The 9,737-nt window shown below is 62.4% G+C and carries 10 protein-coding genes; 6 read left to right on the top strand and 4 right to left on the bottom strand.

The features are described 5' to 3' along the window. Positions 1–851, top strand: an 851-nt coding sequence (locus QM609_RS25185) for a lyase family protein (RefSeq protein WP_283337593.1), incomplete at its 5' end; no start/stop codon positions are given. 49 nt (positions 852–900) lie between these two features. Here QM609_RS25185 and QM609_RS25180 read toward each other — a convergent pair. Beyond that, positions 901–1,620: an NADPH-dependent F420 reductase gene (locus tag QM609_RS25180; protein ID WP_076948324.1), complete on the bottom strand. Its 720-nt coding sequence runs from the start codon at positions 1,618–1,620 to the stop codon at positions 901–903. A 59-nt stretch (positions 1,621–1,679) separates the two neighbouring features. Next, positions 1,680–2,135, bottom strand: a complete 456-nt coding sequence (locus tag QM609_RS25175) for a nitroreductase family deazaflavin-dependent oxidoreductase (RefSeq protein ID WP_042920867.1) — start codon at positions 2,133–2,135, stop codon at positions 1,680–1,682. A gap of 340 nt (positions 2,136–2,475) precedes the next feature. On the opposite strand from QM609_RS25175, the gene QM609_RS25170 reads away from it, so the two are divergent. The 5 genes from QM609_RS25170 to QM609_RS25150 all read left to right on the top strand — a co-directional run bounded on the left by QM609_RS25170 (position 2,476) and on the right by QM609_RS25150 (position 7,300). Continuing rightward, positions 2,476–3,042 carry a TetR/AcrR family transcriptional regulator gene (locus QM609_RS25170; protein WP_003945239.1) on the top strand — a complete coding sequence of 189 codons (567 nt, stop codon included), beginning with the start codon at positions 2,476–2,478 and terminating at the stop codon, positions 3,040–3,042. A gap of 97 nt (positions 3,043–3,139) precedes the next feature. Beyond that, positions 3,140–4,711 carry an MFS transporter gene (locus tag QM609_RS25165; RefSeq protein ID WP_050656893.1) on the top strand — a complete coding sequence of 524 codons (1,572 nt, stop codon included), beginning with the start codon at positions 3,140–3,142 and terminating at the stop codon, positions 4,709–4,711. A 97-nt stretch (positions 4,712–4,808) separates the two neighbouring features. Continuing rightward, a complete protein-coding gene (locus tag QM609_RS25160) occupies positions 4,809–6,422 on the top strand; it encodes a serine hydrolase (protein WP_050656894.1) in 1,614 nt (537 codons plus the stop codon). A gap of 17 nt (positions 6,423–6,439) precedes the next feature. Continuing rightward, positions 6,440–6,865 (top strand): limonene-1,2-epoxide hydrolase family protein, encoded by a 426-nt coding sequence (locus QM609_RS25155; RefSeq protein ID WP_007726363.1) that lies wholly within the window; start codon positions 6,440–6,442, stop codon positions 6,863–6,865. 30 nt (positions 6,866–6,895) lie between these two features. Next, on the top strand, positions 6,896–7,300 hold the full coding sequence (locus tag QM609_RS25150) for a carboxymuconolactone decarboxylase family protein (protein WP_003945227.1): 405 nt from the start codon (positions 6,896–6,898) through the stop codon (positions 7,298–7,300). A 60-nt stretch (positions 7,301–7,360) separates the two neighbouring features. On the opposite strand, the gene phoH2 is transcribed toward QM609_RS25150, so the two are convergent. Continuing rightward, positions 7,361–8,728 (bottom strand): RNA 5'-3' helicase PhoH2, encoded by a 1,368-nt coding sequence (gene phoH2, locus QM609_RS25145; protein WP_007726365.1) that lies wholly within the window; start codon positions 8,726–8,728, stop codon positions 7,361–7,363. 275 nt (positions 8,729–9,003) lie between these two features. Then, entirely contained in the window at positions 9,004–9,720 is a 717-nt protein-coding gene (locus QM609_RS25140; RefSeq protein ID WP_007726367.1) for a helix-turn-helix transcriptional regulator, read from the bottom strand. Positions 9,721–9,737 lie beyond the last annotated feature (17 nt).

Genomic DNA, 9,737 nt, shown 5'->3' with positions numbered 1-9,737 from the left:
CCCATCTGATGGACGCTGTGCCGGTCACGCTCGGTCAGGAGTTCGGCGGCTACGCACGTCAGATCGAGGCCGGCATCGAGCGCGTCAACGCAACACTCCCCCGCCTCGGCGAGCTGCCGATCGGCGGAACAGCAGTCGGCACCGGTCTCAATGCTCCGGATGGATTCGGCCCCAAAGTTGTTGCCGAACTGGTCAAGTCGACCGGTGTCGACGCGCTGACTCCGGCGAAGAACAGCTTCGAAGCGCAGGCCGCGCGTGACGGACTGGTCGAGGCATCGGGCGCGCTGCGGACCATCGCCGTCTCACTGACGAAGATTGCCAACGACATTCGGTGGATGGGATCGGGTCCACTGACCGGACTCGGCGAGATCGCACTCCCTGATCTGCAGCCGGGAAGCTCGATCATGCCCGGAAAGGTGAACCCGGTCCTGCCCGAGGCAACCACTCAGGTTGCGGCTCAGGTGATCGGAAACGACGCCGCCATCGCGTGGGGTGGCGCCGCCGGAGCTTTCGAACTCAACGTCTACATCCCGGTCATGGCCCGCAACCTGCTGGAGTCGTTCACCTTGCTGGCCAACGTCTCTCGACTGTTCGCCGACAAGTGCGTCAGCGGACTGGTCGCGCACGAGGAGCACCTCAAGACACTCGCCGAATCTTCGCCGTCGATCGTGACGCCCCTCAACTCGGCAATCGGTTACGAGGAAGCCGCAGCCGTCGCGAAGCAGGCGCTCAAAGAGAAGAAGACGATCCGTCAGGTCGTCATCGAGCGCGGACTCGTCCCGGACAAGCTGAGCGAGGAAGAACTCGACAAGCGTCTCGACGTTCTGGCGATGGCGAAGGTCAAGGACTGAACAAACAAAAGAGTGGCGGTTTCCACTTCGGAAACCGCCACACTTTTCCCTACACCGTAGTGGTTGCCCGCCACTCGTCGGTGCGATCGGGGCTCGCCTCGGCCAATGCTTTCAGCGTCGCTTCGCGATCGAAATCCTTGCCGTACACGGGAGTTCCCGGCTGCTGACGCCAGGAATCGTCGATCGTTCCCGCATCGACGGGATCGAAGCCCAACTGATTGATCAGATCGAAGACGACCTGCTTGTTCGCGTCGTCGTCGCCGGCGACGGGTAGCGCAATGCGCCCCTCTGCACCTTCGGGAAGGCCCTTCTCTAGGAGATGCTTCCACCAGATTCCGTTGAACGCCTTGAACACCGGTACACCCAGGTGTTCCTGCACCCATCCGCTTTCGGTCTGTCCGTCCTCGATGGCGGCGATCAGACCGTCACGCTGTTGCGGGTAGTAGTTGTTGGTCTCGATGACCGGGGCACCGGCGACCGCACCGCTGAGAATCCCCGCCGGTAGATCAACCACGTTCTTCTGCGGAATGCTCACGATGACCAGCTCGGCACCCTCGGCGGCCTCGGTGCTGCGGACTGCCTTCGCACCCGTCTCGGCTTCCAGTTCTGCAAGCGTGTCCGGTGTCCGCGAGTTCGAGACGCGCACGTCGTGACCGAGCGCAGCGAGCCTACGTGTGAGCGTGCCACCGATCTGACCGGCTCCGATGATTCCGATGCGCATGACCCTGCTCCTTCGTCGTGTGCAGTGGCGATCGCGCCACCGCTGCATTCGTCAACGACGAGAACGCACCGGGTCATTCCGCACCGGCCATTTCAACTCCCGTTGATTCAATCGGTTGACGAATCGAGTGCGAGTTTGATGCGAACACTGACCGGGTCGGTCTGCAATCCGCGAAAGGCAGAGGCCGTCAGCGCCGATCTGATCTTCCCCGACGCAAATGTCTTCACCCGCGCCGGCACGTCGTCGTCCGGCATGATCTGGGCCTGTCCGTCCACCCACTCGCCGCGGCGACGGATCCGAACCTTCGGCGTCGCAGAGATATTGGCACCCCACCCCGTGCCGGTGCCATGCTGCGCAATGACCCACGCCTCGTCACCGTCGTAGGTGATCGCAACGGGCACTCGGCGGGTCAGACCGGTTCGGCGTCCAACCGTCTCGATCTCGGTCATCAACGACGGCATCAAACCGATCCGATTCAATCCGGTGACCAGCGGATTGGCGAAATACTTCCCGACTGCGACTTCGATTCTTCGTTTTCGTGCAACTGACGTCGGTACCGGCATGTCGTTTCCTCTCCTCCGAAGCTGGTGCTCGAAGCAACAGCTCTATACCGCACGATATAACCACTGTTCGGGGAGTTTTGCCACCAAGAATCTCCGTCGATACCCACCACCTGCACACAACACTTGACTGTGTCTGTCAGTTACATCTAGTCTCAGATTCGTTCCTATACCGATCGACATACTGGGAGGCAGTGATGAACACACCTCGAGACGCCTCGTTGCCATGACCGGCCCGCAGACGCGTTGTCCGATCGCCGCAGCGCGTCGCAAGTGGGGAGTACCAAGAGAATCAGCGGCACCAGATGATTCGAACAGCACTGCGATTGCATACGATGGCGGGATGGCCGACTCCGATTCCCGCACTCTGATGCTGGTCGGCGCCATCAATGCCTTCCGTGAACACGGGATCGCGACGACCTCGCTCACCGAGATCGTCGAACGCTCGGGAGCTCCCCGCGGGTCGGTGTACCACTACTTTCCCGAGGGCAAAGGACAGCTGGCCGGCGAAGCAGTTGCCTACTTCGGCCGGGGCGTCAGTGCCGCCATCAGTTCGATGATCGCTCAGTCTTCCCCACCGGAGATCATCGACGCGGTTGTCACGATATTTCGAAACAGCTTGGTAGAGAGCGATTTCACCTCCTCCTGTCCGGTCGCAGCCGCGGCAGTGGAGGGCGCGTCGACGCCGGCGGCATTAACTGCTGCGGGCGAATCCTTCACCTCGTGGGAATCGCTTCTCACATCGTTCTTCTGGCAGCAGGGACAGCCGTCCGAGACTGCAGCACAGTGGGCAACCGTCGTGATCGCGTCAATCGAAGGCGCGACGCTGATGGCAAAAGCTCAGCACACCACGGCGCCTCTCGATCGCATCGGCGCTCACCTCAAGGCTCTGGTCTCGGCCCCGAGCTGACCAACCCTCTTTCTTCCAACCGCTGCTGCCGTCCGCGCAGGAGCAGAGATGGCGTACAAACATGTCTCACACACTTGCACCGGCGCCCTCGGCGCCCATGATGACCAAGTCACGTCGATTCACTGCGCTGATCTTCATCTGCCTCGCCGAACTCCTTGTCGTGCTGGACAACACAGTGGTCAACGTCGCACTGCCGACGATGAGCGTCGACTTGTTCGCCAGCGTCAGCGACCTGCAGTGGATCGTCGACGCGTACACGTTGACCTTCGCCGGGTTCCTACTCACTTTCGGCCACCTGGGTGACCGCTTCGGACGCCGCCGAGTGATGATCATCGGCTTGATCGGCGTCGGTGCGATGTCGCTCGTCGGCGCCTTGGCTTCCAACCTCGAACAGGTGATCATGGCGCGAGCCGCCATGGGTGTCTTTGCCGCAGCGGTCTTTCCGGCTACATTGGCCATGATCACCAACATCTTCACCGACGCCAGAGAACGAGCCATCGCCATCGCGGCCTGGACCGCAATGGCCGGCTTCGCGATTGCCATCGGCCCGACTGCGGGCGGCTGGCTTCTCGAGCACTTCTCCTGGCACTCGGTGTTCTGGATGAACGTTCCGGCAGCATTGTTGGTCATCGTGGGTGTGCTGCTGGTTGTTCCGGAATCGAAGGCGCTCCACGTCGGCCGATTCGATTTCGTCGGAACAATCTTGTCGCTACTGGGCATCGTCATTCTGGTGTGGACCATCATCGACGCACCACATCGCGGATGGGTGTCGACATTCAGCATCACGGGATACCTCTCTGCGACAGTGTTGTTGGCCGCATTCGTCGCATGGGAACTGCGCACCGACGCGCCGATCCTGAACATGAATCTCTTCCGAATCCGGCGGTTTTCTTTCCCCGCCTTGGCTATTGCTGTCAGCTACTTCAGCATGTTCGGATTCTTGTTCCTGATCACGCAGTACTTCCAGGGCGTTCGGGAGTACTCGCCGCTCGAATTCGGCATCCACTCTTTGCCTTTCGCTGCAGCTGTCGCCGTGGGCGCCCCAGTCGCCACCTTGGCGGCACAGAAACTCGGCACGACTGCAGTGATGGTGTTCGGCCTCCTGGTACTCAGCGGCGGGATGTACCTGGCGGGTCGGACGACCGTCGAGACGCCCTACCTCGGACCCGTCGTGATCTCGATGGTCCTCATGGGTCTGGGCCTCGCAATTGTCCAGGGACCGGCGACCGACTCCATCATGTCCTCGGTGCCCCTCGACGAAGCGGGGGCAGGTTCGGCAGTCAACGACACGACGCGTGAGCTCGGCGGGACCCTGGGCGTCGCCGTCATCGGTTCGATCGTCGCCTCGTACTACACGTCCAAGGTGGCTCCGATCGTCGACGCCATTCCCGACGCCGTGATGTCGGCGCAGGAGAAAGGCTTCGCTCGTGAGTCCGTGCTCAGCGTCATCGAAATCCGCTCCCGCGACATCAGTCCGCTCTTCGAGCAGCAGAAGGACAGTCTGATCTACACGATGAAGACCGCATGCCTGGAAGGCTTCGCCATCGCGTCGTACTTCACGGTCGGAGCAGCATTGATCACCGCTCTGCTGGTCGCGTTGTTGCTCCCTTGGAAGCCGGTCACGGAAGGCTCCATTCTCGGCAGTCTGACAACCAAGACCCCGAAGTAGCTACAAGGTTTCCCGATTTGTCCCAATATCAGCCCGCCGTTCCCCGATACTGGATTGACCGAGTGGTACCGACGACAACCCTGCTAGGGAGAATCTCGTGTCCATCACCAGTAGAAACAGCTCGCGACTGTCGGCAGCGGCGGTTCCGGTAGTACTGACGGTCGCCCTGCTCGCCGGATGCTCGTCCGATTCAGACACCACCTCGGCGCCCGGGCCGGTCGTCAGCGACGCCAGCCCGGGTCTCGACGCCGGGGTGCCGATCCCGGACGGGCAAATCGACGACGCGGTCGGGAAGCTCGACGACCTCGCGAACGATCTCATGGCAAGTTCCGGTGTTCCCGGCATGGCGGTGGCCGTGGTGCACGGAGGTAAGACTGTGTACGCAAAGGGATTCGGGGTTCGCGAGTTGGGTAAGAGCGCCACCGTCGATGCCGACACCGTGTTCCAACTGGCATCGGTGTCGAAATCGGTCGGGGCCACGGTGGTCGCCCACGAAGTCGGAATCGGGACCGTCGACTGGGACACTCCGGTGATATCGAAACTGCCGGGGTTTGCGCTTGCCGATCCGTGGGTGACCGACCACCTCACGATCTCCGATCTCTACACGCATCGGTCGGGGTTACCGGACCACGCCGGCGACGGGCTGGAGGACCTGGGCTACAACCGGGCCCAGGTACTCGAAAAACTTCGCCAACTACCGCTCAATCCATTCCGAATCACATACGAGTACACGAACTTCGGCGTCACAGCCGGTGCGGAGGCCGTTGCAGCCGCGGCGGGCACCGATTGGGAAACGCTGTCGCAGAACACGATCTACGGTCCGCTCGGTATGACTTCGACGTCTTCGCGGTTTGCCGATTACCAAGCCCGAGAAAATCGAACAGTCGGCCATATCCTCGAAGACGGAAAGTACAAGGTAGGGCCGGTTCGGGACGCCGACGCCCAATCCCCCGCCGGTGGAGTCAGCTCCTCGGTGAACGACATGGCCAAGTGGTTGGACATGGTGCTGTCTGGCGGTCGGTATCAGGGGCAGCAGGTCGTTCAGACGGATGCGCTCGTGCCCGCAGTCAACCCGGAAATCGTCTCGCGCCATGCGCAGGAAATCGGGGAACGTTCCGGCTTCTACGGCTACGGGTTCAACGTTTCCGACAGCGCGGCAGGCCGTGTGACCGCCAGCCACTCCGGCGCCTTCCTGCTCGGTGCCGGGACCAATTTCGTGACGATTCCCTCCGCTGACGTCGGCATAGTCGTTCTGACCAACGGCACGCCCACCGGCGTCGCAGAGACTTTGACCGCCGAATTCGCCGATCTGGTGCAGTTCGGGAAGATCACCCGCGAGTGGCGCCCGCTGTACGAAGCGTCCTTTGCCTCACAGGCCGACCCTGAGGGCGAACTTGCCGGGAAGACGCCGCCGGCCTCCCCCGCTCCCGCGCCACCGACAGACCAATTGACCGGCGACTACGGCAATCCGTACTGGGGTCCCGCGCTCGTGACGCAGCAGAACGGTGCGCTGACCTTGACCATGGGTCCCGCGGCCGCGACGTACCCTCTGACCCACTGGGACGGAAACACCTTCACGTTCCCGCTCAGCGGCGAGAACGCACCGGCCGGGACGGTCTCGAAGGCCACCTTCGACGGAAACTCGCTAACCTTGGAGTACTTCGATCACGATCATCTCGGTACCTTCATCCGGGCAACACCGGCCGAATAATCAGCCAAGGACACCCCATGAGTAGTTCGACAGCCACGGTGAACGCAATGTTCGCGGCCCTCACCGATTTCGACGTGGACGCCGCAGCCGAATTGATGACAGACGACATCGTCTGGCAGAACGTCTCGCTCCCCACCCTGCGAGGCAAGAAGACCGTCGTGCGAGCGCTACGTCTGGTCACCAAGCCTTCACTGAAATTCGAGGCGGAGATGCACCACATCGTCGGCGACGAGTCCACGGTGCTCACCGAACGCACCGACATCCTCACCGTCGGACCGCTGCGCATCGAGTTCTGGGTATGCGGAACTTTCGAACTGCGCGACGGCAAGGTCTGCGTCTGGCGGGACTACTTCAGTCTGCGAGACGTCGCGTGGGGCGTGGTGACCGCGGTCGGCCGCGCAGTCGTCGGGACCGGGACACGAAGTAGGCTTGCTCCGGCCTGAAATCACCTGCCGAAAGCGAGCGAACCTGCCATGTCCGAAAACACCACGCCTGACTCCTTCGACGCCGGATTGGCTGTGCGCACCGAAGTCATGGGGGCCGATTTCGTCGACGCCGCCTTCGAGCGCACCCGGGGAACGGACAGCGAAGAACTGCAGAACTTCGTGACGGCCAACGTCTGGGGTTCGGTATGGACGCGTCCCGGACTCGATCGCCGCAGTCGCAGTCTGATCAATCTGGGGATGCTGATCGCGCTGCGCGCCGAGAACGAACTCAAAGGCCACGTACGTGGGGCATTGCGAAACGGCTTGACGCGCACCGAGATCGTCGAAACCGTGATCCACGCGAGCGCGTATTGCGGCGCTCCGGCCGGACTGGCGGCGATGCGTGTGGTGCAGGAAGTTCTCGACAACGAACTGGGACCGCTGCAAAACTGAACAACTTCAAACCCAGGCATCTCCCCGTGCAGACCGAAGTCCGCACGGGGAGATCACTTCTCAGGAAGTGGGGCCGAACTCCTCGAGCATGTCGGTCACCAACTCGGCGATCGGCGAACGCTCACTGCGCGTGAGTGTGATGTGCGCAAAAAGCGGGTGCCCCTTGAGCTTCTCGATGACGGCCGCAACTCCGTCGTGCCTGCCCACTCGCAGGTTGTCACGCTGCGCGACGTCGTGCGTGAGGACCACTCGCGAGCCGGTTCCCAGACGAGAAAGCACTGTCAGCAGAACATTTCGTTCGAGCGACTGCGCTTCGTCGACGATCACGAACGAATCGTGCAGCGACCGACCGCGAATATGCGTCAGCGGCAACACTTCCAGCATTCCGCGGGCGAGAACCTCCTCGAGAACCTCTGGCGAGGCCAACCCGTCGAGAGTGTCGAAAACGGCCTGAGCCCACGGGCCCATCTTCTCGCTCTCACTACCGGGAAGGTAGCCGAGTTCTTGTCCGCCAACGGCATACAACGGACGGAAGACGACAACCTTGCGCTGAGTGCGGCGCTCGAGAACCGCTTCCAGACCTGCCGTCAGAGCCAAGGCCGACTTACCGGTGCCCGCCTTACCACCGAGAGAGATGATGCCGATGCTCTCGTCCATGAGGAGATCGAGCGCAATGCGCTGCTCGGCGGAGCGGCCGTGCAACCCGAACGCCTCGCGCTCACCGCGCACCAACTGGATGCGCTTGTCGGGAGTCACCCGACCGAGGGCGCTCGACGAACCACCGAGCAGGCGAAGACCCGTGTGACACGGCAGATCTCGCGCTTCGTCGAGGTCCAGGAAACCCTCGTTGAACAGCTCGTCGATGTCCGTCGAGGCGACGTCCAGCTCAGTCATGCCCGTCCATCCGGATGGCACGACGTCGTGAGCGTGGTACTCGTCGGCAGGTAGTCCCACCGCGCCTGCCTTCACGCGAAGCGGAATGTCCTTGCTGACGAGGACTACATCCTTGCCCTCCGCAGCAAGATTCAGCGCACACGCCAGAATCCTCGAATCGTTACTGTCCGTGCGGAATCCGACGGGCAGCACCGCAGGGTCGGTGTGATTGAGTTCGACCTGCAGTGTCCCGTTCTCGGTGCCGATCGGCACCGGACGGTCGAGGCGGCTGTATTCGATCCGTAGATCGTCGAGCATGCGGAGCGATTCTCGGGCGAACCATCCCAGTTCGTGGTGGTGCCGTTTGCCTTCGAGTTCACTGATCACGACCAGTGGGAGTACCACGTGGTGTTCGGCGAATCGAGTGACAGCCCATGGATCGGACAGTAGTACCGAGGTATCCAAGACGTACGTGCGAAGTGCATCTCCCGAATGATTCCCGGCTGATTGATCAGCCCGGGCCGAGTGGGCAGAGACGGAGCGTGATGCAGTCACGTTGGGCTCCTAGGTCTGCGCGGCACCCGCGCAAACTCAGCTCGCTGGGCCGGACGGCTCTGGTGTCAGGTGACGCTGTGTCAGCTGAAACAAGGGCCGGGCGCCGGCCCTCTCGTACTGAGTGTTTCAGTCACGATCAGAACCTCCCGCACAAGTAACTTCTGGTTACTCGTTACTGCCGACGGTACTGCGGATCGGACACTCGCGCCACGGAACGAGCCGCACATCTGGTGAACGCCAGGTAACAAAATGCCACTCGTGTGATTCGGCGTCACTCAGGACTCGATCAGACCCCACTTGGCGGCGCGCACCGCTGCCTGAACCCGCGAATTGGTTCCGGTCTTGACGAAGATGTTCTCGAGGTGGGTGGCGACGGTGCGACGGCTGACGAACAACTCCTCGGCGATCTCGACATTGCCCGCGCCCCTGGCCACCAATTGCAGTACTTGGATCTCCCGTGGGCTCAGATGGACACGATCGAGCGCCACCTGGTCCCCCACGACGCGCGAGCAGGCCGCGCTGGACGCCGCCACCACCTCGCGCACGCGGTCGACGACGCCGGAATCCGCGAAGCTCATGTGCAGCAATCCGGTCACCTCACGGCCGGAGAACCCCAATGCGACCGACGCGCCCTCGGCGTACCCGGACGGCCGCAGAACATCGGTAACCATCTCGACCTGCTCGAATCGTGGCACGTCCTGCCAGAACACGGGCACGCCCGAAGCCTCGCGAATGATGCCGAAGAGATTGCGATCGGCGACGAAGTCGTCGAGCAGGAACTCGAGCACCCTGGCGTCGTATCCGGAACTCGCCAGAGCCCGATGCCGTCCGCTCGACGGGTCCCGGTACGTGACCGCCGCAGCCGAGTACGCGAGTCCACGTGCGCGGAGTTCTTCGGCGCACAGGCCGAGAATGCCGTATGCCCCGGCCGCCGGCGATCGCGGCGCGAACATGTCAGGTCCAGCGCCGCGATCAGGCAGTACAGACGTCATCACACCAATCTAGCCAA

This window comes from Rhodococcus sp. IEGM 1302 (genome assembly GCF_030056935.1).
Classification (GTDB): domain Bacteria; phylum Actinomycetota; class Actinomycetes; order Mycobacteriales; family Mycobacteriaceae; genus Rhodococcus_F; species Rhodococcus_F qingshengii.
This window is presented reverse-complemented; position numbering and strand designations above follow the sequence as displayed.

Bases quoted from the DNA above. Each gene is read 5' to 3' on its own strand.
- QM609_RS25180 (WP_076948324.1), bottom strand. From the start codon at position 1,620: ATGCAGCGGTGGCGCGATCGCCACTGCACACGACGAAGGAGCAGGGTC.
- QM609_RS25175 (WP_042920867.1), bottom strand. From the start codon at position 2,135: ATGCCGGTACCGACGTCAGTTGCACGAAAACGAAGAATCGAAGTCGCA.
- QM609_RS25170 (WP_003945239.1), top strand. From the start codon at position 2,476: ATGGCCGACTCCGATTCCCGCACTCTGATGCTGGTCGGCGCCATCAAT.
- QM609_RS25165 (WP_050656893.1), top strand. From the start codon at position 3,140: ATGATGACCAAGTCACGTCGATTCACTGCGCTGATCTTCATCTGCCTC.
- QM609_RS25155 (WP_007726363.1), top strand. From the start codon at position 6,440: ATGAGTAGTTCGACAGCCACGGTGAACGCAATGTTCGCGGCCCTCACC.
- QM609_RS25150 (WP_003945227.1), top strand. From the start codon at position 6,896: ATGTCCGAAAACACCACGCCTGACTCCTTCGACGCCGGATTGGCTGTG.
- QM609_RS25140 (WP_007726367.1), bottom strand. From the start codon at position 9,720: ATGACGTCTGTACTGCCTGATCGCGGCGCTGGACCTGACATGTTCGCG.